Here is a 20,903-nt window from a genome sequence, read left to right as displayed (position 1 = left end):
ACTCCGGCCCGGCGAGTAGCCGCTGCGATGTTGATCGCCGCGACACTCTTCGTCGGCGCCTGCGCAACCTCCGATCGGTCAGACCCAGACCGGTCCGCGTCGAGTGCGACCTCCGCGCCCACTTCGCCGTCGACAACACCGCAGACACTGCCGCCGGTCGGCACCGAACGCGGTGCTCTGACCGCACAGCAGCCGGGAGCACCGACTCCCGGCGCTGCGAGCGTCACGACAATCCGCTATCGCTCCACCTCGGGCGTCGATGGTGGCGGTACCGAAGTGTCGGGGACTGTCTTCGTGCCGGAGGGCACCCCGCCGCCTGGTGGTTGGCCTGTTGTGACGGTCGGACACGGGACGACAGGCGTCGGCGACGAGTGCGCGCCCTCACGCCATGACGATCTGCTGGGCAGTATCCGGCTGGTCAAGCCACTTTTGGAGCGCGGTTACGTCGTCACCGTCAGCGACCTGCAGGGCCTCGGAACAGACGGTCCACATCCGTATCTCGAACCGAATTCAGCGGCGTACGACCTCATCGACGCTGTCCGCGCCGCCCGATTCCTCGTGCCGGATGCGTCGACGCGGTGGGCTGCGCTCGGAGTTTCGCAGGGTGGTCAGGCGTCGTGGGCCGCAGCGGAACGCGCGAACGACTACGGCGACGGCCTGCAATTCGTCGGGTCGGCGAACCTGTCACCCGCGGCCGACATCTCCGGTTTCGTCAACGCGGATGGAAACGTGGAAGTCACCGTTCCACAGCAGATGTACTTGCCGACGTTGATCGCCGGACTGACGGTGCTGCATCCCGAGCTGAATGCCGACGCCTATCTGCACGGCGAACTCGCGGCGAACAAGGACACTCTGCTGGCCTGTACTGGACCGGCGGTGGTTCGCAAACTCAGCGTTGCGCAGAAACTTACGCCCGAGGATTCCCGTCCGAGCACGCCGGCCGACGTCGATCGGATGCGCGGCTGGCTTGACGAGCTGGCATTGCCGAAAGTGCGCGCAGCGGGTCCGATGCTTGTCGTCATCGGCGAGAAGGACACAGTCATCCTGCCGCAGTGGACACGCGAGGCGGTTGTCCGTGCGTGCGAGCTCGGCGACGTCGTAGCGCTGGACGCACAACCCGACCAAGCCCACGCCGATTCGAGGGCGGTGCCGCCGGCGGTCGAGTGGATCGCCGACAGATTCGACGGGATACCGGCTCCGAACACCTGCGGAGGATGACCATGGACCGTCCGAGTGCTGCCGCAAGCGTGCCGCTGGAACGGTTGCGGGCGTTGTGTCTGGCGTTGCCCGAGGCGACCGAACGGGTGAGTCACGGCGAACCAGCCTGGTTCGTCCGCCGTTCGCCGCAGTTCGTCTCGCTGTCGGACCACCATCACGACGACCGGGTCGGCTTCTGGGCGGCAGCACCAGCCGGCGCGCAACAGAATTGGGTCGAACGCGATCCGAATCGCTTCTTCGTGCCGCCCTACGTCGGTGGTCGTGGGTGGGTCGGTGTGTATCTCGACGTCGAGCAGGACTGGGACGACATCGCCGACATCGTCGAGGACGCCTACCGGGCCGTCGCACCGAAGAGTTTGATCGCTCGTCTCGAGTCGTAATCGCGGGTTCTGAACCGGCCGTTCACGCCGTCGAGGGCACGGTAGTATTCCTCGAGCTCGAACCCAGCGTGCGGTTTGTTTCGGCGCGCGATCACGATGAAGAGGTCAGCTATGCCGGGTCGTCATAGTGTGCCTACCGCGGTACGTCGGCAGCACAGCAAGCCGAAGTACGGCAGATGGGCGGCGCTCGCGTTGGTGGCGATCGTTGTCGTCGCACTCGGTGTTTTCGCCTGCACGAGGGTGTTCGACGGGGGCTGCTCGCAAGTGCAGCAGTTCACCGTCGCGGCCGATCCGACCATTGCGCCCGTCATCACCGAAGTGGCTGACGACGCGACAGACGAAGACCTCGGCTGCACCGCGCTGACCGTCGAGTCGAAGTCGTCGGCGCAGGTTGCCGCGTCGTTGGCGACGCCGGGTGCGGCCCCCGCGTTGTGGATACCGGACTCTTCCGGCTGGATTCTCAAAGCAAGCAAAGCGACCGGCTCGTTGCTGGACGTCGCTCGGCCGTCGATCGCAATGTCTCCGACGATCGTGGCGACCAAGGCCGGTGAGGCGCCGTTCTTCGCGACCTGGGTGGACGTGTTGCGGCCAGGTTTGCGGATCGGCGATCCGTTGACCGACAGTGTCGCCAGCGCCCCGGTGATGGCTGCGTTGACCGAAGTCGAGCAGGGTAAGGCAGACCAGAACGTGTTGACGTCGGCACTCGTGCCGATTGCGCAGGCGCAAGCGACGAGTACCGAGCAGAAGGACGTAGACGAGCGGCTTTCCGAGGTCGTGCGCGACGGCGGAACTGCTATCGCGACCGAGCAGCAGCTCGTCGCCTACAACGCTGCACATCAAGACGCGAAGCTGGCGGCGACCGTCCCGTTGACCGGCAGTTTTGTGCTCAACTACCCGATCGCGGTGACCGAACCCGCAGGCGACGAGCACGAGGCTGCCAAGAAGGCCGGTGTCGCGCTTGCCGATCTCCTAGCGGGCGGGGACGGTCGGGCAGTGTTGTCCAAGAACGGTTTTCGTGGGGTCGACCTGACGCCTCTCGACGGCGGTCGCGGTCTGGACCCGGGCGCCGTCGCGCCGTTGACGCCCACTGATCAAGATGCGGCGACGAATCTGTTGCGGCAGTACGCGGTTCTGGCTTTGCCGTCGAAATTTCTTGCGGTACTAGATGTTTCGGGTTCGATGAACGAGTCGGCCGGTGCTGGAACGCGCATGAACCTGATGATCCAGGCAATGGAAGCCGGACTTGCACAGTTCCGTGACAACGCGCAGATCGGACTGTGGGCATTCTCGACCAACAAGGGCGGACCCAACCAGGATTGGCGCGATCTGGTGCCGGAACGCCCTCTCGGAGAGCAGATCGACGGCAAGACCCAACGACAGATCCTGCTCGATCAGACCAGAGGTCTCGTCAGCATCGTCGGCGGCGGCACCGGACTGTACGACACCACGCTCGCGGCCTACCGGAAAGCGAAAGAGAACTACGACCCGAAGTACATCAACAGCGTCGTGATCGCGACAGACGGTGCCAACGATGATCAGGGCAGCATCACACTCGCGCAGTTGCTCGACACGCTGCAGAAGGAACGGGATCCGGCCCGCCCGGTGATCATCGTGACGATCGGAATCACGGCCGATGCCGACGCCCCCGTGCTCGAGCAGATCGCCGCGGCGACAGGTGGTTTGAGTCGCACGACCCGCAACCCGGCCGAGATTCCGAACGTCGTCGTCGATGTGTTGAAAGCTCGAACGGGACGGTAGCCGCCTATTCCAAAATTGTGGCCCCGGCCATGTCCGCGAGCCACTGATCCGCGAGCCGTTCGAGGACGCCGTCGGCATACAGGGCATCGACCGCTGCGGTGACGCAGGGCGTCAGCGGAGAACCTTTCGCCAGGACGAGGCCGAAGAACTCGGTCACCTCGTTGGGTCTCGGGAACTGGCCGACGAGGACGGCACCGGGGATCTGGGCGCCTGCGATCTGGAAGCCCGTCGGAATGTCGACGACTAGAGCATCGATGTCGCCTGCTTCCAACGCGGCCTTCGCATCGTCGTTCGTGTCGAAGGCGACGGCAGGAATGTTCGGGTGGAGTGTCTCGACGATGGCATCGAGGCTTGTCGAACCGCGTTGTGCACCCAGACGAAATCCGCTCAGATCGGCGAGGGAATCGGCTTGCGCGGCTGGATTGTCTTTCAGGGCAACGACAGACTGCGCGACCGCGTAGTACGGCGAGGAGAAATCGACCGAGTTGCGACGTTCGTCGAGGATCGTGAACTGGTTGATGTCGAAGTCGAAAGGCTTCGGTCCGGGTTCCAGTGCTTTGTCGAACGGCACGGACACGTATTTGATCCTGTCGCCGGTGTACCCGAGTTTTTCGGCAACCGTTTTGGCGACCGCGCCCTCGAAACCGTTTCCGTTCGCCGGGTTGTTGTCGACGAACCACGGTGGATAGGCAGGGTTGTCGGTCGCGATCGTCAACACACCCTCTGCCATCGTGGTGCCACTGTCCGGACCGCAGCTCTCGGCCGCACCGGTCGATGGCAGCTTGGTGAAGGCTTGACCAGCGGAACTGGTTGTCGGTTGCGCCGATTCGGACTCGCTGCCGGAGCAAGCGGCGAGTAGGAGCACGGCGGCGGCCGCGATCGCTGAAAGCCGGACAACACCGGCCGTGTGGATGTGCACGGAGCAATCTTGCCCGCGGGCACCGGGTGCGGCAAGGTTTGAGCTATGCCAACTCGGACCATCGACGGTCAATCGCTCGAGGTGTCCAACCTGGACAAAGTGTTGTATCCGGCAACGGGCACAACCAAGGGCGAGGTGATCGACTACTACGTCGCCATCGGCGCAGCAATGCTTCCGCACATTGAGGGCAGGCCGGTCACTCGTAAACGGTGGCCCAACGGTGTCGATCATCCGGCCTTCTTCGAGAAGAATCTGGCCAAGCATGCGCCGAAGTGGTTGGAACGAAAAGGTATTCGGCACAAGGATCGCGTCATCGAGTATCCGCTGTTCGATTCGATCGTCGGATTGGCGTGGCTCGGTCAGCAGGCGTCGTTGGAAATCCATGTGCCGCAATGGCGTTTCGACGGCGACGAGATGGGACCCGCGACGCGATTGGTGTTCGATCTCGACCCGGGCGACGGCGTCGGGCTTGCCGAATGTGCGCGGGTTGCCGTCGCCGTACGGGACATGGTTTCGCAGATCGGGCTGAGCGCTTTCCCTGTCACGAGCGGCAGCAAGGGGATTCATGTATATGTGCCGCTCGACCGAAAGTTGAGTCCTGGGGGAGCGTCGACCGTTGCCAAGCAAGTCGCGAGCAATCTCGAGAAGCTGATGGGAGATCTCGTCACCGCAACGATGGCCAAGACTGCGCGCAGCGGGAAGGTCTTTCTCGACTGGAGCCAGAACAATCCCGCAAAGACGACGATCGCGCCGTATTCGATGCGGGGCAGAGACACCCCGATGGTCGCCGCACCCCGGACCTGGGACGAGATAGAAGACGGGGACACGTTGACGCACTTGCGTTTCGACGAAGTTCTTCGCCGTTTCGAACGTGACGGTGATCTACTGACCGACCTCGATCCCGGCTCCGATTCGCTCGAGAAGTATCGAAGCATGCGCGATCCGACCAAAACGCCGGAACCTATTCCCGCGCAGCGTCCGAAGGTCGGTACCGACACCGCCTTCGTCATTCAGGAACACCATGCGCGGCGCCTGCACTACGACGTGCGCCTCGAACGCAACGGTGTGCTGGTGTCGTGGGCAGTGCCGAAAGGCGTTCCGACGACGACCTCGGAGAATCGTCTCGCCGTACACACCGAAGACCATCCACTCGAGTATCTGACCTTCCACGGTTCGATACCCAAGGGGGAGTACGGCGGCGGTGAGATGACGATCTGGGACACCGGCACCTACGAGACCGAGAAGTGGCGTGACAACGAGGTCATCATCCGGCTGCACGGCGACCGCGTCGACGGCCGGTTCGCGTTGATTCAGACCAAGGGCAACCAGTGGCTGATGCATCGGATGAAGGACACTCCAGACCCGAAGGCAAAGTACGGCAGGCCGACGGTGGAGATGCCACGTGGGATGGCTCCGATGCTCGCCACCGCAGGCAATGCCGCTGACCTGAGTGCGGACGAATGGAGTTTCGAAGCGAAATGGGACGGCTATCGGCTGATCGTCGAAATCACCGGCGGTGAGATGAAGCTGCTTTCTCGCGCAGGAAACGTTGTGACCGAAAGGTATCCGGCGCTTGCGTCGCTCGCCGAGGATCTCATCGACCACGACGTCGTGCTCGACGGCGAGGTTGTGGTATTCGACAAGTTGGGCGTCCCCAATTTCGGTTTGCTGCAACTCGGTGGCGCCGATGCCGAGTTCCTTGCCTTCGATTTGCTGTATCTCGACGGAACGTCGCTGCTGCGCAAGAAGTATGTCGATCGGCGACGTGTGCTCGAGGCGCTTGCGGCGAAGTCGCCCTCGATCGTCGTTCCTCCGCTGTTGGAGGGAACGGGCGCAGAAGCGTTGGCGCACAGTGCGGAACAGGGCTGGGAAGGTGTCGTCGCCAAGCGCAAGGACTCGGTTTATCTGTCGGGCAAGCGCGCTGGGACGTGGATCAAGTCGAAGAACTGGCGGACTCAGGAAGTGGTGATCGGCGGCTGGCGGCGTGGACAGGGCGGTCGGTCGGGGCAGATCGGAGCCTTGCTGGCCGGTATCCCGTCCGACGACGGACTGCGGTACGTCGGCCGCATCGGAACCGGCTTCACCGATCGAACGCTGCAGGAACTGGCAGCCAAGCTCGGACCGCTGGAACGCAAGACCAGCCCGTTCGACGAGGACCTACCGACCGCGGATCGCAAGGACGCGGTGTGGGTGACGCCGAAGTTGGTCGGCGAGGTGCGCTTCGGTGAGTGGACCGGCAGTCGCAGGCTACGACACCCGTCGTGGCGCGGTTTGCGGACGGATAGAAGTCCCGACGAGGTGCGGTTCGAAGACTAGCGTGGAGAGGACTGCATCGTTTCTTCACGAGAGGCGCTCGTATGCGTGCTGGAATGCTCAGCCTGTCCCGACTTCGCGAGCGGGTCGCCGCAGGCACCATCGACACGGTGCTGGTCGCGATGACCGACATGCAGGGTCGGCTGCAGGGAAAACGTTGCGCTGCCGAGTTCTTTCTCGACGAAGTGGTCAACAACGCGACGGAGGCGTGCAACTACCTCCTCGCCGTCGACGTGGACATGACGACCGTCGAAGGCTATGCGATGTCGTCGTGGAGCAGCGGTTACGGAGATTTTGTTCTCCGTCCCGACATGGCGACCTTGCGGCTCGTCCCGTGGCTCCCGGGGACCGCGTTGGTGCTATGCGACCTCGAGCGTGTCGAAGGTGGCCCCGTCGCACCGTCACCGCGGCAGATCCTTCGGGCTCAGATGGACCGGCTCGCCGAGCGCGGACTGCGGGCCTACGCCGGGACCGAGTTGGAGTTCATCGTCTTCGAGGACACCTACGAGCAAGGTTTTTCGACGGGATATCGATCGTTGACGCCGTCGAACCAATACAACGTCGACTACTCACTGTTGGGCACCTCGCGCGTCGAGCCGCTGCTCCGCCGAATTCGCAAGGAAATGGCCGGCGCAGGGTTGTACGTGGAATCGGCAAAGGGTGAATGCAATCCGGGTCAGCACGAGATCGCCTTCCGCTACGACGAGGCTCTGACCACCTGTGACAATCACAGCATCTACAAGACGGGTTCGAAGGAGATCGCGGCGCAGGAAGGTAAGAGCCTGACGTTCATGGCGAAATACGATGAACGCGAGGGTAATTCGTGCCATGTCCATATCAGTCTGCGCGGCGAAGACGGTAAGGGTGTGCTCGCGGGCGATCGTCCGAACGGATTCTCCACTCTGATGGAACATTTCGTTGCAGGTCAGCTTGCCTGCCTGCGTGAGTTGACGCTGCTGCTCGCACCGAACATCAACTCCTACAAACGGTTCGCGCCAGGTAGTTTCGCTCCGACAGCGGTTGCGTGGGGCATCGACAACCGGACGTGTGCGGTGCGTGTGGTCGGGCACGGTGAGTCGTTGCGACCGGAGATCCGCGTTCCCGGTGGCGATGTGAATCCGTATCTCGCTGTCGCCGCGTTGATCGCAGCCGGCCTGCACGGTATCGAGCAGGAACTGCCGCTCGAGCCCGCGTTCGAGGGCAACGCCTACGAGTCCGACAAGCCGAGGGTCCCCAACACCCTGCGCGCAGCGAAGGACCTGTTCGCGGAGAGCGCAGTCGCACGGTCTGCATTCGGTGACGAAGTGGTAGACCATTACCTCAATGCCGCGAACGTCGAACTCCTGGCATTCGAGGCAGCAGTGACGGATTGGGAGCGGGTGCGTGGGTTCGAACGTCTCTGATCGTCCCGTAGTCGGCGTGACAACTTACGTCGAAAGTGCACGATATGGTGTGTGGGACAACGCTTGTGCGATCCTGCCCCGGGTGTACTTCGACGCCGTCGACCGAGCGGGCGGCGTCCCTGTTCTCATTCCGCCGATCGGGTCGGGGCAACGCGACATCGTCGGCCGGATCGACGGATTGGTGCTCTCCGGTGGCGCCGACGTGGACCCGAAGCACTATCGGCAAACCCCACACGAACGCACGCGGAACACGAGACCGGAACGCGACGCCTTCGAGTTGGGATTGTTCGCTGCCGCGCAGGAGGTGGGGTTGCCCGTCTTCGCCGTGTGCCGCGGGATGCAACTGGTGAACGTCGCGCTCGGAGGTACCTTGCGCCAACATCTGCCCGACGACCTCGGTTACAACGACCATCTGCCGACGCCGGGGGTGTTCGGCAGTCAGGGCGTTCGCACGGTCGCCGGTAGTCGGGTCAGCGACATCGTCGGCGAGCAAGTGACCGTGCACTGCCATCATCACCAGGCGGTCGACGAACTTGGCCAAGGCGTTACGGCCACAGCGTGGTCGGACAACGGGGTGATCGAGGCGATGGAATTCAGCGGCCCTGCCTATCTTCTTGGAGTGCAATGGCATCCGGAAGAGGACGCGACCGACGACCGGTTGTTCACGGCTCTCGTACAGGAAGCGCGGAAACGGATGGGGGAGAACCGATGACGGCTGTGATCAATCCGGCGACCGAAGAGGTGGTCGCGCAGGTCGCGGCGACCAGTCTGGAAGAGACCGATGCCGCCATCGAACGCGCACACGTCGCGTTGGCGTCGTGGCGAGCCGTCGCACCCGGTGACCGTGCCCGCTTACTCCGTCGGTTCGCGGATGCTGTCGATGCCGATGTGGAAAACCTTGCACAACTGGAGGTCTCGAACTCCGGACACACCATCGGCAACGCCCGCTGGGAAGCGCGCAACGTACGCGACGTGCTGCACTACTACGCCGCAACACCGGAAAGGCTGCTCGGCAAACAGATTCCGGTGCCCGGTGGGGTGAACATGACGTTCAACGAACCGCTCGGCGTCGTCGGCATCATCGTGCCGTGGAACTTTCCGATGCCGATTGCAGGCTGGGGATTCGCGCCTGCTCTTGCCGCAGGCAACACCGTTGTACTCAAGCCTGCCGAGCTGACGCCGCTGACCGCAATCAGGCTGGGGGAGTTGGCAACCGAGGCAGGCATTCCGCCGGGTGTCTTCACGGTGTTGCCGGGTAAGGGTTCGGTTGTAGGACAGCGTTTCGTCACCCATCCGGCAGTTCGCAAGGTTGTGTTCACCGGTTCGACCGAGGTCGGCAAGCAGATCATGGTGGGCTGCGCCGATCAGGTGAAGCGGGTGACGCTCGAACTCGGCGGTAAGAACGCCAACATCGTGTTCGCGGATTCCGATCTGGAGAAGGCGGCAGCGACCGCGCCGTACGGAGTGTTCGACAACGCCGGTCAGGACTGTTGCGCGCGTTCTCGGATACTTGTGCAGCGCAGTGTCTTCGACCGCTTTATGGAACTGCTCGAGCCGGCCGTGGCCGGCGTCGTGGTCGGTGATCCTGCAGCCGAGGCAACCGAAATGGGTCCGTTGATATCGGCCGAGCATCACGGTCGCGTCGCCGGGTATCTCGATGACACGACGAATGTCGCGTTCCGCGGCAGCGCACCGGACGGTCCTGGTTTCTGGTTCCCGCCGACCGTCGTCCTGCCGTCCGGTCCGACGGATCGAATCGTCACCGACGAGGTGTTCGGTCCGGTCGTCACGGTGCTCCCGTTCGACGACGAAGCCGATGCGATCGCGCAGGCGAACGACACCGAATACGGTCTGTCGGGTTCGATCTGGACAAACGATGTCGGCCGTGCGTTGCGGGTGTCGCGGGCAGTCGAAGCAGGCAACCTGTCGGTGAATTCGCATTCGTCCGTGCGATATTGGACACCGTTCGGCGGCTTCAAACAGTCCGGGCTCGGACGTGAACTCGGTCCCGATGCTGCCCTCGCCTTCACCGAAGTAAAAAACGTCTTCATCGCGACCGATTAGGAGAATCATCGTGCAACGCTTGCTGGACCGGGTCGCTGTCGTAACCGGTGGTGGGAGTGGAATCGGCCTCGCGACCGTTCGCAGGTTTGCAGCCGAAGGTGCGAAAGTTGTTGTTGCCGATCTCGATACCGCTACCGGCACTGCCGTTGCCGAGGAGGTCGGGGGCGAGTTCGTCCACGTCGACGTCACCAACGAAGACGCCGTGCGCGCGTTGTTCGACACCACCGCCGAGAAGCTGGGGTCCGTCGACGTTGCATTCAACAATGCGGGAATCTCACCGCCGGACGACGATTCGATTCTCACCACCGGCCTCGATGCCTGGCGCAGGGTGCAGGAGGTGAACCTGACGTCGGTGTACCTGTGCTGCAAGTACGCGATCCCGCACATGCAGCGCCAGGGCAAGGGCTCGATCATCAACACCGCGTCGTTCGTCGCGGTAATGGGTGCGGCGACGTCGCAGATCTCCTACACGGCCTCCAAAGGTGGAGTGCTGGCGATGAGCAGAGAACTGGGCGTGCAGTTCGCGCGCGAGGGGATCCGCGTCAACGCGCTCTGCCCTGGACCGGTGAATACGCCGCTTCTGCAAGAGTTGTTTGCGAAAGACCCCGAACGTGCGGCGCGTCGCCTCGTTCATATCCCAGTCGGACGCTTCGCCGAACCGCAGGAGATCGCCGCCGCGGTCGCCTTCCTCGCCAGCGACGATTCGTCGTTCATCACGGCATCGCAGTTCCTCGTCGATGGCGGTATCTCCGGCGCGTACGTGACACCCCTCTGACCGGTAGGGAGACAACCCACTCGGTGAACGCCGCCGGTCACCAGCGGTAGGTCGATGGCGTTGTCGGCAATCGCTGGCACTGCGACGTCCCCGCGGGGACGTTCTGGTGATCCGGTCTTTCGGTGACCGGGCATCTGGGTCCCGACGAACCTGGTGCTCGAGTCGGCCTGCGGCTGATTGTTGGGGTTGTCCCGTGTCGCCTGGTCGCGCCGCTTCGACGTCCCCGCGGGGACGCGTGGGCTGGGTTTCGACGTCCCCGCGGGGACGTTTCGGCGATAATTTTTCTGTCGGTGGTCCGAGGTAGGTTTGTCGAACATCAGTTCTATCGAAACGGGGAGATTCGATGAACACCACCGCACAATTACCGACAGCGGAACGGCCGATCGAGGAGATCGAAACCGAAATCTGCACCCTCGCCGGGCAGATCGCCGCCGCTACCGCCCGATTCCTGGTCCTGCTGGCCGAATTCGACGCCCGCCGCGGCTGGGCCGGGTGGCAACTGCACTCCGCCGCCCACTGGCTGTCCTGGAAAGCGGGTGTCAGCCTGCGCACCGCTCGCGAGCAGGTCCGGGTCGCGAACGCCGTGACCGTGTTGCCGCGTATCGCGCACGCATTCGCCGAAGGCAGGGTGTCCTACTCCAAAGTCCGTGCCCTCACCCGGGTCGCGACACCGCACACCGAAGAATCGTTGCTGCGCATCGCCTTGCAAGCACCCGCGGCGCATTTGGACCGCCTCGTGCGTGGCCTCGTCCGACAAACCCGCACCCCCGACACCGACACCGACCGTGCTGGTGGGCGTTGGTTCTACGACGACGACGGCTACCTGGTCGTGTCCGCCCGATTCCGTCCCGAGGACGGTGCCCGGTTCCTCGCCGGGCTCACTCGCGCGGAGTACGAACGCACCCGCACCGACGAGAACGGTCCCGATGCCCCTGAACCCGACCGCACCGCACCGGCACCTTCGAATCCTGTTCCCGCGATGGTGGCGATGGCCGAGACCATCTGCGCCGGCGCGGGTTCTCCGGTTGTGTCTCCTGCCGCGGATGTGTTGGTTCATATCGGACCCGACGGGACACCACTCGACACATCGGATGCGCATCTCGACGACGGGCCCGGTCTCGATTCGCAGACTCTGGAGGCGGTGTTGTGTACTGCGTCGGTGCGGCTGATCCGTCACGGGCGTCTCGGGCCGACTATTGCCTGGGATACATCTCAGCGTCGTCCGAGTCGAACCCTGTTGCGGCAGTTGGTGATCCGGGATCGGTGCTGCACGGTGCCGGGCTGCGGCCGCACGAGGTTTCTGCATGCGCATCACGTGGTCTACTTTTCGCGGGGCGGCCCGACCGATCTCGACAATTTGACCCTGCTGTGCGGTGAGCATCACCGGGCGTTGCACGACGGATTGTTCACCATTACTGCCGAGGGCAATCAGAAGTTCACCTTCGCCGACCTCAACGGACGCAGAATCGATTACGCCCCACTGCTGTCGGGTGACGTCGACGATCTCAGCCGCCGTTATCGCCACATCGACCCCGATGCCGTCACTGCCGATTGGTCCGGTGAACCGCTCGATGCCAGTTTCGCCACCGATGTGCTGCTCCGCAACTGGGACCTGGAGAAACGCCGCCGCGACACCGACACTCTGGCAGCGGCCTAGACTTTCCGGCGGGTAGTCCGGCAGCAGACCTCTCCGGACTCGAGTAGATTCACTCGTGCGGTTGCTAGTGCTCGAGTCCTATCGTCGGGGAATGAGGCGCACACGTATCGTTCCCGCGTTACTCATCGGTGCTACCGCCATGGCGCTGACGAGTTGCGGCATCTTCGGCACGGCTGACGACGAGCGGCTCGCGAAAGACATTGCGGAGCAAGAATTTCCCGGTCAACTCGAACTGATCGATGCGCGTAACCTCTGGCCCGCGCAGGGTGGGTCCGAGGTCACGTTCGCAATCGTCGGAGACGCGGACGCGGTGGTGCGTTTACGGATCGACTCGGACAAGGCGGACGGCTCGGGACGATGTGACGGAACATCCTGTGCCGCAGCGCTTACGGAGAAGGTGACGCGGGCTCGGGAACTAGCGTCGGAGACGCGAGCTTTGCTCGACAGCTTCGATGCGTGCGGGCATCCGGTTGTCGGCTTGAACGAGCAGGCAACGATTCCGTGGGTGGCAGGGTCGGTGACCAACGAGAACGTGACGACCGTCTTGGCCGAACTCACCAGTTGTGCCGAGCAATGGCGCGATACAGCTGCCGAACGAGGAATTGTGTTGGCGCCGGACCGGACTCGGCTCGGAGTGAACATCGTCGATCCCGATACTGCCGCCAGGTTGCCCGACGCGGATTCGGATCTGCCGTCGTTGATTCGGCTGAGCTTCGGCGACCGGACCGTGGCATTGACGCGCGACGCGTATCTGAGCGCAAGCGTGCCCGTTGCAGTTGGCGAACCCGTCGCATCGATGCGGATTGTCGTGCCATTCGACCAAGGCCAGGAATACGAAAGCCGGGTCATTCCCAACGTCGAGAAATGGTTGAACGCAAACAACCTCGATCTGGGTATCTCTCAGGCCGGCATGCTGGGTGTAACTGCGTTGGAGCCAGGGACTGTCGACCGCATTAACGGATACGTAGTCGTGTGCGACCCACCGCCGCAGGGCAAGCAATGCATCGGAGACCACGCAGTCGGCGTGGTGACCGACCTCGACGGCAATCCGACGGGTGAGTTCACCTTGTACCGGGACCTACGTGACGGAACCGGTGTGTTGCGGTTGCCGACGCCTTGAGGACGGGTCGCGGAATTGCTGCGCGAGCGCGAGGGCCACAGCAACCAACGTCATCGGGACGGCCACGAGGAGAAGGCTGCCCCACCAGCCTGACCAGTTCGCTAGTGCCACAACAGCCAAACAGAGGATTGCGGCGACCGCCGTCCAGGAAATCCATCGTCGCATCCACGTCGCAGCAAATAGTGCCGGTGCGCCGAGGAGGGCTCCGAAGCCGAGAAGTGGCCACACGCCGAACACGTAGACGACGGAGGACTCACAGTTCGCGTCATCGGGCGCACGATCGAGACGAAACTCCCCGATCTTGGAACACTCCAAAGACACAGTCGATACCGGTTCCCAAGCGGCAAACGTCATAGAGGCGACGGCGATGACGAACAACACCGACCACCCTGCTCGCAATACCGTCACCTGCCCAGGCTACTGGGCTACCCCGGCAACCGAATTCGACGAGAACGACGTCCACAAACTGAACCGAGGAGATGTTCGTCATGACTAGATATGCCGATGTCGTCGATACCGACGAATGCTTCTACCTCTCCGACGACGCACTCGATGATCAAACGGACACGCTCACCTACTCGGAAGGGAAGTATCTCGATCCCGGCGAGGGGATCCTGCGAATCACAACGCAGATCACCTTCGGACTCGTTCGAATCGAGGTCGAGACCTTCGATGACGCACTGCCGCCTGAAAGTACCGAGCAGTGGGACGGCGTCGAAGAAGCTTATTACCGGACGCAGCTGGGATTGCAGCGAGTTCGTAGCAGCGAGCTCGAAGAATGCCAAGGTGAATTGGCCGGACCGGTGACACAGCCCGGCCCCGCAATCGTGCATGTCCGGGCACATTGGAACAACCGCGTTCAACCGCCCAGCCCGCTGGGTGTCCCGGTCGTAGCTCACTACCTGCTCCAGATTTGGCAACAATCTTCTTAGCTGAGTCCAGCGTGCTGAGGTGACCGGGCGTCTGTTTTCATGTCGCCCATGTCGATCGCCGAGGTCCTACGTTGCTGTTGAAGCAAGATCCCTGTGCAGCAGGCGATTCCAACGATGATCCACCCCGCGTCGAATACGCCGGCGTCGCGGCTGACGAAGCCGAAGACCAGTGCGAGTGGCAGAAACACCACCCAGGTCAGAGTGCTCACCCCGGATGCGACGCCTGTCCGGATGGTCGAGGGAACCTCGTCGTGCAACAGCTTGCTCGCGTGGATTCCGGCGGCGACGACAACGACGGCAAGTGCGACCTGGGCGCACGTCACGGCCGCGATGTTATGCACGGTCGCCGGAACGATGGCGGCAACGATCATGACGGCGACCAGCGGGACCAGATGTGCTGCCCGGTCGAATTGCAGTCGCCCAGCAAGGAGGCCACCGAGTCCGAGCGAGGCGATCAATCCCGCCCACAACGGTCCGTAGAGCACCGGCGATGCGTCTAGGGCGCCCAACCACAACGGTCCGAACTCGAAGACCACCTGTGTGACAAGCGCAGTGAGCATGCCGAGCACGATGATCGGTAGGAGTCGGCATCGACGGGTGATGGTCGTAATGGTCAGCGCGACGTGTGCGCGCAGTGCTGCCGGCTCGCCTGCGCGATGAAGCTGCGGCTCGCGAAAACGGAGCAACGCCACGATCGAGAGTGCCGCGATCGGAACCGTTGCAAAGTAGGTGACTCGTGTCGATACAAGACCGGCGAGCAGCCCTCCGGCGAGCGAACTACCAACCAGCGCAGCACTGTTGACCATCCGGATCCTGCCGAGGCAGCGCTCGTAGGCGTCGCTGTCGCCGGTCTCTTCGAGCACCGTGTCGTACACGATCGCGTCCATCGTGCCGGAATACATCGCGAAGTAGATGCCGAGGATCAGTGCGCTGAGAATGTAGAGCGGGACGCCCGTGGAGAGGCCACCGACAAGTGCGGTCCCGGTCAGCGCGAGGCTGGAGATCACCAGCACGCCACGCCTGCTCCAGCGATCGGCAAGGATTCCGGACGGAAACTCGACGATCGGAACCACGGCCGCATACGCCGCAGCCATCACCCCGACGCTCGCTGCATCGAAGCCGATTTCCATCATGAACAGTTTTTCGACGGGTAGCCAGAGCATGATTCCTTGAAGCATCGCGGCGATGTGCAGCGGCAGTAGTCGGCATCGCAGTGTCTCGGCGAGGGCGGGAGATGTTGCGGACATGACGGTTGCTCCTCGTGATCGCATCGGAAGTGATGCGGATACGTCGAGGCGGAGCTGTCGGTCTCGACGTCACCTACGAAGGAATCTTCAGAAACCGAAAGGTGGACCCATGAAGTATCTGGTGCTGATCTACAGCAATCCGACCAGTTGGACCGACCCGCCCAGACCCGAGGACGAATGGGGTTGGCGCGAACACCTCGCCGTCAACGCCGACCTGATCGAGTCCGGTGAGTTGATCAGCGCGCACCCGCTTGCAGCGCCGCCCGCGACCAAGACGGTCCGCGTGCGGGACGGGATCGTGTCGACGACCGACGGTCCGTACGCGGAGGCGAAGGAGTATCTGGCCGGTTACTACCTAGTCGAATGCGAGAGCTTCGACCGGGCGCTGGAGATCGCGGCGCAAATGCCCGATGCCAGGATCAGTGGCGTCGAGGTGCGGCCCGTGATGGGTAACGAGGGCCTCGAGATGTAAATGACCGAAGTCTTACGGGCGCCGATTTGTCTGCTTCTACCGGATTGTCCGGCGTTAGGCTGAGCCCATGAAAACCCGAGTTGCGCTGATTGTCGGAGCTGCAATCGTCGCGGTGGCCGGACTCGCGATCACGGCCGCTGTCCGCCCGAACCTGGTGCGCAACACATCGACCCATCCACGGACGTGGGCACTCGCTGCCGCGGCAATTGCGGCACTGCTGCTGGTCGGGTGGATCGTCTACAAGATCACCAAACGCCGGTGGCCCGCCTACGTCGTGTCCGGCATCGGCGTGCTCGTGCTCGTCGCACTCGTTGTGGTGCCGACGTTCCGCTCGACGACGGTCGACGAAGCGGATCCACTTGCGAGCGTGAGTCGGACGGAAGGGAGTCCGCCGCCAGGTGGCTCGAGTGCAGGCGTCTCGGACGCCCCGCCGGCTGGTCCACGGCTTGTCGCAACCGCAGAGTTCGTCGGCATCGATCACACGGCCGAGGGCGTCGCGAAGCTGATCGATCTCGGTACCGGCGAACGAATCGTCCGGCTCGAAAACTTCGACGTCGAACCCGGACCCGACTATCGCGTCTACTTCTCGGCGGGCTCCGATCAGCAGCGACCGGACGGTGGGATCGAACTCGGCGCGCTCAAAGGAACGCGCGGAGACCAGAACTACGAGCTACCCGACGGCGTCGACATCGGACCGGAACACACACTGCTGATCTGGTGCCGCGCTTTCGCGGTTCCGGTCGCGAACGCAACGATCCTTGTTGGTTGAAGCAGTGGTCTAGAGCGCAATACCCATCGCGACACCCGCCCCACAGATGACGACGACGATCACCAACGCGATCACGTCCCGTAGCCCCGGACGTGACGTGTATGCGGTCAGCTGACCGGTGCCACCGCGAGCGGTGATGGCCTCGCCGAGTTCACCGGCACGCCGCATCGCGACAGCCATGGCTGCCGTGACGACGTCGATCAGCGCGTTGTCGTCGCGACTGTGTGCCGGTCGGCCGCCCTTGGGGCGAAGCTTTCGCGCGGCACGCAGGATCCGCATCTCTTCGATGAGCAGCGGCAGGCTGCGCAGGCAGAGTGCGATCGCAACCGCGCATTCGTCGACGGGGACGCGCAACTTGCGCAGCGGAGCGCCGAGAGTTGCTATGGCAGGAGCGATTTCGTTGAGCGCGGTCGTCCAGGCGATCATCATCGACGACGAAAGCAGCAGGAGGCTGAACACAGTGACCTGCAGATAGCGAACGACGGCGTCCATGCCGATCGGTGCGTTGATCAGGCCGCCGAGCACCATAAGTCCCCAGACCCACCAGGGGAGTCGGGGCAATGCGCGCAGCGGCACCTTCGCTGCCACACCGGAACCGATCAGGAATGCGGTGATCAGGCCGAGGACAGGCCACGTCGGCAGCACCATCAGTAGCAAGCTGATCGCAAGGACGGCAAGAAGTTTGGTTCCCGCCCACAGTTCGTGGACTGGCGACGTTCCTGGAACGCGACGAAGAAGGACTGTGCTGCTCATCGTCGATCACCTGCCGGGCTCGGAGCGTCGGTCACTATTCGTCCCGAATCGAGCTTGATGACTCGATTGCAGACGCTTCCGAAACCTTCGACGTCGTGTGAGATGACGACGAGAGTGAGACCCTTCCGCCGCCGCAGTTCGCCGAGCAGTTCCACGATGCCGCGTCGGCCGTCTGGGTCGAGTCCGGCGAGGGGTTCGTCGAGGACGACCAGCCGTGGCCGGCTCGCGATGATGCCTGCGAGGACGACCCGACGCGCTTGCCCACCGCTCAGTTCGTCGATGGCGCGGCTCGCGAGCGTGCGGTCGAGGCCGACGTCGTCCAGTGCTCTGCCGACCTGACCGGATCCGATTTCCGGACCTCCCCACGACGCGATTTCGGTTCCGACCGTGCGGCGTTGCAATTGCAGGCGGGAATGTTGGAAGGCGAGTCCGACCTTGCCGACCTGTTTCGTCATCGCCCTGCCGTCGAGCTCGCAGGTCCCCGTCGTCGGTTCGACCAGACCGGCCATCGTCCACGCGAGTGTCGACTTGCCCGAGCCGTTTCCGCCGACGATCAAGACGCCGTCGCCTCTGTTGACCGTGAGGTCGATGCCGTGCAAGGCCTCTGTCGCCCATGGCGTTCCGGCTAGGTAGGTATGCCGAACGCCGCTGAGCTGCAGCAGTGGCTCGTTGGACGGCTCGTTCGGTAGGTCGTCGGTGACGGGTTGGTGCCAGACGGGCAGTCGGTCGACCGCACGTCCGCCGGACAGGTGTACGACGCGGTCGGCTGCGTCGGCTTCGGACTCCTGGTGGGTCACAAGCACGACGGCCATCGGATGTCGCTTGGGTAGTGAGGAAAGCAGGGCGACGAGTTCGAGTCGACCTGCTGGATCGACCATGGCGGTTGCCTCGTCGGCGATGAGCAGGCTGGGTCGGCGGGCGAGTGCTGCGGCGACAGCGAGCCGTTGCTGTTGTCCGCCGGAGAGCGAGTTCGTTTCGCGGGATCCGAAGCCTGCGAGACCGACCTCGGCGAGCAGACCTTCGACGTCGACTTCGGCACCGTCGGGCAGGCCCCACACGACGTCGTCGGCAACGAGGACCCCGAGGATCTGGCTTTCCGGACGCTGCAGCACCACCGCTGTGCCGCCGAACTTGCCGAGCCCCGCGGAGCCGGGCCGGGTGACCGTTCCCGAGGTCGGCGGTCGGCCGGCGAGGATGCGGGTGAGCGTCGATTTACCGGACCCGTTGTGCCCGACAACCGCGACGAACTCACCTACGTCGACGGTGAGGTCGATGCCGGACAGCGCGTCGGTGTCACCGGCCGGATAGCGATAGCTGACGTCGACGAGTCGGACCGGTAGCGGCGCGACGGGACGACCGTCGTCGGGGGCGTCGAGATGATCTTCGGCGGGCAACCAGGTGAGTCGGTCGAGCACGGCGCCGAGGACGTACCAGGCGAACACAGCGCCGATGACCGTTCCGACGATCGCGGAACCGCCGATCCACAGATACCAGTACTGCAGGATCGAGTTCACCATGCCGGCGAAGCCTTCGGCGATAGGGACCATGAACTCTTGGCGGGAAGCCAGGTTCGTCAGGCCCTCGGCCGTATTTCGGATGGTGTCGAAGAACAGTTGCCGGGTGACGGAGAAGGCGAGCAGCATGCCGACCGCGAAGGCGGCCGTTGCTGCGCCTGCCACTGTGGAGTAAACGAGAACGGACACCAGACCGCGGCCGCGGCGCTTGACGCTACCTACGATGCCACCGAGCAGCGCGCACGATCCGACGCTGAACGCGGCAAGAACACCGCCGGCGACGAAGGCGACCAGCATTGCTGCAGCGGTCGCGATCAGCAGAGCTCGGAGGCGATGTCGCTGAGCGATGATTGCCATTGGGATTGCCGCGAGGACCTGGACCGCGCCGAGGAACGGGATGATGTTGGCGAGCACGGACAGTGCGATCGTCAAACCGCTCATCACCGCGCCGGTGGCGAGCTCGATCGGGCGCAAGGGTCCGCGCGTTGGCAGCTCGCGGCGGGCCGTGGTTTTCACGCATCCAGTGTGCCAGGGAGTTCTGAGCGAATTGTGTGAGTCTTGCATTCATGCGCATGTACGCATATGTTGTCTCCCGTGGGACACGAACATACACACGCGCCGATCGGCGAAAGTGCATCAGGAAAATACGTCCGTCGCCTCGCGATGGCGCTCGGAATCGGCGCAACATTTATGGTGCTCGAGTTCGCGATCGCCATTGCGACGTCGTCGCTGGCGCTGCTCTCGGATGCGGCGCACATGCTCACCGACGTCGTGGGTCTGTCGATGGCGCTCGGCGCGGTCATGCTCGCCAAACGCAGCGCGCCGACCTACACGCGGACCTACGGCTACTACAGAGCGGAAGTGCTGGCAGCGCTCGCGAACGCCGTCCTATTGTTTGCCGTAGCGGGATACGTTCTCTACGAGGCGATCTCGCGAATCGGCGAGCCACCCGACGTGCCAGGCATTCCCGTGTTGATTGCCGGCATCGCGGGTCTCGGCGCCAACATCGCGTCGTTCCTGCTCCTGCGCTCCGGGGCGAAGGAGAGTCTCAACGTCCGTGGCGCGTACCTCGAGGTGCTTGCAGACCTCATCGGCTCGGTCGGCGTGCTGCTGTCCGCGATCATCACGTTGACGCTTGGCTGGCTGTACGCGGACATGATCATCGGCGTCGCGATCGGTCTGTGGGTCCTGCCGCGGACGTACATTCTGGCCCGTCGGTCGCTGCGAATCCTGTTTCAGCACAGCCCGGAGGGGCTCGACGTCGAGTTGGTTTCCTCGACGTTGCAGGCGCTGCCCGGCGTCGAAGATGTCCATGATCTGCATGTCTGGACCCTGACGTCGGGTATGGAGGTCGCCTCCGCGCACCTCACGACCGCTGCCGGCGCGAATGCCGACGAGGTGCTGCGCAGCGCGCAGGAGGTGCTGGCGAACGATTACCACATCGAGCACGCGACGCTACAGATCGAAGGCATGGATTCCGCCAAGCGGTGCAACGAATTGAGCTGGTAGGACGCTCCGCGCTCGTGAGTCTTTTCGGAGGGCGAAACCACCGAAAAGACTGGCTCGAAAATGGGTAGGTGAGTGGGCAGGCGACAGCACCCGGCGCAGC

General features: G+C 63.6%; 19 protein-coding genes. 14 read left to right on the top strand and 5 right to left on the bottom strand.

The genetic code is table 11. The annotated features are described in order from the left end of the window. Positions 1–27 precede the first annotated feature (27 nt). The 3 genes from ACHIRB_RS25205 to ACHIRB_RS25195 all read left to right on the top strand — a co-directional run bounded on the left by ACHIRB_RS25205 (position 28) and on the right by ACHIRB_RS25195 (position 3,356). Entirely contained in the window at positions 28–1,218 is a 1,191-nt protein-coding gene (locus ACHIRB_RS25205) for a lipase family protein (protein ID WP_395126144.1), read from the top strand. A 2-nt stretch (positions 1,219–1,220) separates the two neighbouring features. Next, positions 1,221–1,598: an MmcQ/YjbR family DNA-binding protein gene (locus ACHIRB_RS25200; protein ID WP_395126137.1), complete on the top strand. Its 378-nt coding sequence runs from the start codon at positions 1,221–1,223 to the stop codon at positions 1,596–1,598. Positions 1,599–1,709: 111 nt separating this feature from the next. Further along, positions 1,710–3,356 carry a substrate-binding and VWA domain-containing protein gene (locus ACHIRB_RS25195; RefSeq protein ID WP_395126138.1) on the top strand — a complete coding sequence of 549 codons (1,647 nt, stop codon included), beginning with the start codon at positions 1,710–1,712 and terminating at the stop codon, positions 3,354–3,356. A gap of 4 nt (positions 3,357–3,360) precedes the next feature. On the opposite strand, the gene ACHIRB_RS25190 is transcribed toward ACHIRB_RS25195, so the two are convergent. Beyond that, positions 3,361–4,269, bottom strand: coding sequence for an ABC transporter substrate-binding protein (locus ACHIRB_RS25190; protein WP_395115025.1), 909 nt, complete (start codon positions 4,267–4,269; stop codon positions 3,361–3,363). 51 nt (positions 4,270–4,320) lie between these two features. Between ACHIRB_RS25190 and ACHIRB_RS25185 the strand changes: the two genes are divergently transcribed. The 7 genes from ACHIRB_RS25185 to ACHIRB_RS25155 all read left to right on the top strand — a co-directional run bounded on the left by ACHIRB_RS25185 (position 4,321) and on the right by ACHIRB_RS25155 (position 13,607). After that, positions 4,321–6,591, top strand: coding sequence for an ATP-dependent DNA ligase (locus ACHIRB_RS25185; RefSeq protein WP_395126139.1), 2,271 nt, complete (start codon positions 4,321–4,323; stop codon positions 6,589–6,591). A 41-nt stretch (positions 6,592–6,632) separates the two neighbouring features. Continuing rightward, entirely contained in the window at positions 6,633–7,991 is a 1,359-nt protein-coding gene (locus ACHIRB_RS25180) for a glutamine synthetase family protein (RefSeq protein WP_395114874.1), read from the top strand. Between the two features lie 16 nt (positions 7,992–8,007). After that, complete coding sequence (locus ACHIRB_RS25175; RefSeq protein WP_395114876.1) at positions 8,008–8,703, top strand: gamma-glutamyl-gamma-aminobutyrate hydrolase family protein; 696 nt, start codon at positions 8,008–8,010, stop codon at positions 8,701–8,703. Beyond that, entirely contained in the window at positions 8,700–10,055 is a 1,356-nt protein-coding gene (locus ACHIRB_RS25170) for an aldehyde dehydrogenase family protein (RefSeq protein ID WP_395114877.1), read from the top strand. Before ACHIRB_RS25175 ends, ACHIRB_RS25170 begins: the two co-directional genes overlap by 4 nt. Before the next feature lie 4 nt (positions 10,056–10,059). After that, on the top strand, positions 10,060–10,830 hold the full coding sequence (locus ACHIRB_RS25165) for a 3-oxoacyl-ACP reductase (RefSeq protein WP_465254687.1): 771 nt from the start codon (positions 10,060–10,062) through the stop codon (positions 10,828–10,830). A 343-nt stretch (positions 10,831–11,173) separates the two neighbouring features. Then, positions 11,174–12,487 carry an HNH endonuclease signature motif containing protein gene (locus ACHIRB_RS25160; RefSeq protein WP_395126140.1) on the top strand — a complete coding sequence of 438 codons (1,314 nt, stop codon included), beginning with the start codon at positions 11,174–11,176 and terminating at the stop codon, positions 12,485–12,487. A 91-nt stretch (positions 12,488–12,578) separates the two neighbouring features. Then, positions 12,579–13,607, top strand: coding sequence for an SCO7460 family lipoprotein (locus ACHIRB_RS25155; protein WP_395126141.1), 1,029 nt, complete (start codon positions 12,579–12,581; stop codon positions 13,605–13,607). Here the strand turns inward: ACHIRB_RS25155 and ACHIRB_RS25150 are convergent. Then, complete coding sequence (locus ACHIRB_RS25150) at positions 13,566–14,015, bottom strand: ABC transporter permease (RefSeq protein ID WP_395114881.1); 450 nt, start codon at positions 14,013–14,015, stop codon at positions 13,566–13,568. The two genes, ACHIRB_RS25155 and ACHIRB_RS25150, sit on opposite strands and share 42 nt — an antisense overlap. Before the next feature lie 80 nt (positions 14,016–14,095). Between ACHIRB_RS25150 and ACHIRB_RS25145 the strand changes: the two genes are divergently transcribed. Next, positions 14,096–14,539, top strand: coding sequence for a hypothetical protein (locus ACHIRB_RS25145; protein WP_395126142.1), 444 nt, complete (start codon positions 14,096–14,098; stop codon positions 14,537–14,539). Here the strand turns inward: ACHIRB_RS25145 and ACHIRB_RS25140 are convergent. After that, positions 14,536–15,786, bottom strand: a complete 1,251-nt coding sequence (locus tag ACHIRB_RS25140) for an MFS transporter (protein ID WP_395126143.1) — start codon at positions 15,784–15,786, stop codon at positions 14,536–14,538. The genes ACHIRB_RS25145 and ACHIRB_RS25140 overlap by 4 nt on opposite strands. 109 nt (positions 15,787–15,895) lie before the next feature. Between ACHIRB_RS25140 and ACHIRB_RS25135 the strand changes: the two genes are divergently transcribed. Continuing rightward, positions 15,896–16,258 carry a YciI family protein gene (locus tag ACHIRB_RS25135; protein WP_395114884.1) on the top strand — a complete coding sequence of 121 codons (363 nt, stop codon included), beginning with the start codon at positions 15,896–15,898 and terminating at the stop codon, positions 16,256–16,258. Positions 16,259–16,325: 67 nt separating this feature from the next. After that, positions 16,326–17,027: a DM13 domain-containing protein gene (locus ACHIRB_RS25130; RefSeq protein ID WP_395114885.1), complete on the top strand. Its 702-nt coding sequence runs from the start codon at positions 16,326–16,328 to the stop codon at positions 17,025–17,027. A gap of 9 nt (positions 17,028–17,036) precedes the next feature. On the opposite strand, the gene ACHIRB_RS25125 is transcribed toward ACHIRB_RS25130, so the two are convergent. Together ACHIRB_RS25125 and ACHIRB_RS25120 are read right to left on the bottom strand one after the other, a co-directional pair. Next, entirely contained in the window at positions 17,037–17,780 is a 744-nt protein-coding gene (locus ACHIRB_RS25125; RefSeq protein ID WP_395114886.1) for an energy-coupling factor transporter transmembrane component T family protein, read from the bottom strand. Beyond that, positions 17,777–19,735 (bottom strand): ABC transporter ATP-binding protein, encoded by a 1,959-nt coding sequence (locus ACHIRB_RS25120; RefSeq protein WP_395126146.1) that lies wholly within the window; start codon positions 19,733–19,735, stop codon positions 17,777–17,779. Before ACHIRB_RS25120 ends, ACHIRB_RS25125 begins: the two co-directional genes overlap by 4 nt. 153 nt (positions 19,736–19,888) lie before the next feature. On the opposite strand from ACHIRB_RS25120, the gene ACHIRB_RS25115 reads away from it, so the two are divergent. Then, entirely contained in the window at positions 19,889–20,803 is a 915-nt protein-coding gene (locus ACHIRB_RS25115; protein WP_395114888.1) for a cation diffusion facilitator family transporter, read from the top strand. The last annotated feature ends 100 nt before the right edge of the window (positions 20,804–20,903 follow it).

The organism is Antrihabitans spumae (genome assembly GCF_043944905.1).
Taxonomy (GTDB): Bacteria; Actinomycetota; Actinomycetes; order Mycobacteriales; family Mycobacteriaceae; genus Antrihabitans; species Antrihabitans spumae.
Note: the sequence above shows the minus strand (reverse complement) of the source record. Positions and strands in the feature narration are given on the sequence as shown.

What these genes read in the sequence shown, in the direction of transcription:
- ACHIRB_RS25145 (WP_395126142.1), top strand. Translation starts at nt 14,096, where the DNA reads ATGACTAGATATGCCGATGTCGTCGATACCGACGAATGCTTCTACCTC.
- ACHIRB_RS25200 (WP_395126137.1), top strand. Translation starts at nt 1,221, where the DNA reads ATGGACCGTCCGAGTGCTGCCGCAAGCGTGCCGCTGGAACGGTTGCGG.
- ACHIRB_RS25140 (WP_395126143.1), bottom strand. Translation starts at nt 15,786, where the DNA reads ATGTCCGCAACATCTCCCGCCCTCGCCGAGACACTGCGATGCCGACTA.
- ACHIRB_RS25195 (WP_395126138.1), top strand. Translation starts at nt 1,710, where the DNA reads ATGCCGGGTCGTCATAGTGTGCCTACCGCGGTACGTCGGCAGCACAGC.
- ACHIRB_RS25120 (WP_395126146.1), bottom strand. Translation starts at nt 19,735, where the DNA reads ATGAGCGGTTTGACGATCGCACTGTCCGTGCTCGCCAACATCATCCCG.
- ACHIRB_RS25185 (WP_395126139.1), top strand. Translation starts at nt 4,321, where the DNA reads ATGCCAACTCGGACCATCGACGGTCAATCGCTCGAGGTGTCCAACCTG.
- ACHIRB_RS25160 (WP_395126140.1), top strand. Translation starts at nt 11,174, where the DNA reads ATGAACACCACCGCACAATTACCGACAGCGGAACGGCCGATCGAGGAG.
- ACHIRB_RS25130 (WP_395114885.1), top strand. Translation starts at nt 16,326, where the DNA reads ATGAAAACCCGAGTTGCGCTGATTGTCGGAGCTGCAATCGTCGCGGTG.
- ACHIRB_RS25205 (WP_395126144.1), top strand. Translation starts at nt 28, where the DNA reads ATGTTGATCGCCGCGACACTCTTCGTCGGCGCCTGCGCAACCTCCGAT.
- ACHIRB_RS25180 (WP_395114874.1), top strand. Translation starts at nt 6,633, where the DNA reads ATGCGTGCTGGAATGCTCAGCCTGTCCCGACTTCGCGAGCGGGTCGCC.
- ACHIRB_RS25135 (WP_395114884.1), top strand. Translation starts at nt 15,896, where the DNA reads ATGAAGTATCTGGTGCTGATCTACAGCAATCCGACCAGTTGGACCGAC.
- ACHIRB_RS25125 (WP_395114886.1), bottom strand. Translation starts at nt 17,780, where the DNA reads ATGAGCAGCACAGTCCTTCTTCGTCGCGTTCCAGGAACGTCGCCAGTC.
- ACHIRB_RS25155 (WP_395126141.1), top strand. Translation starts at nt 12,579, where the DNA reads ATGAGGCGCACACGTATCGTTCCCGCGTTACTCATCGGTGCTACCGCC.
- ACHIRB_RS25170 (WP_395114877.1), top strand. Translation starts at nt 8,700, where the DNA reads ATGACGGCTGTGATCAATCCGGCGACCGAAGAGGTGGTCGCGCAGGTC.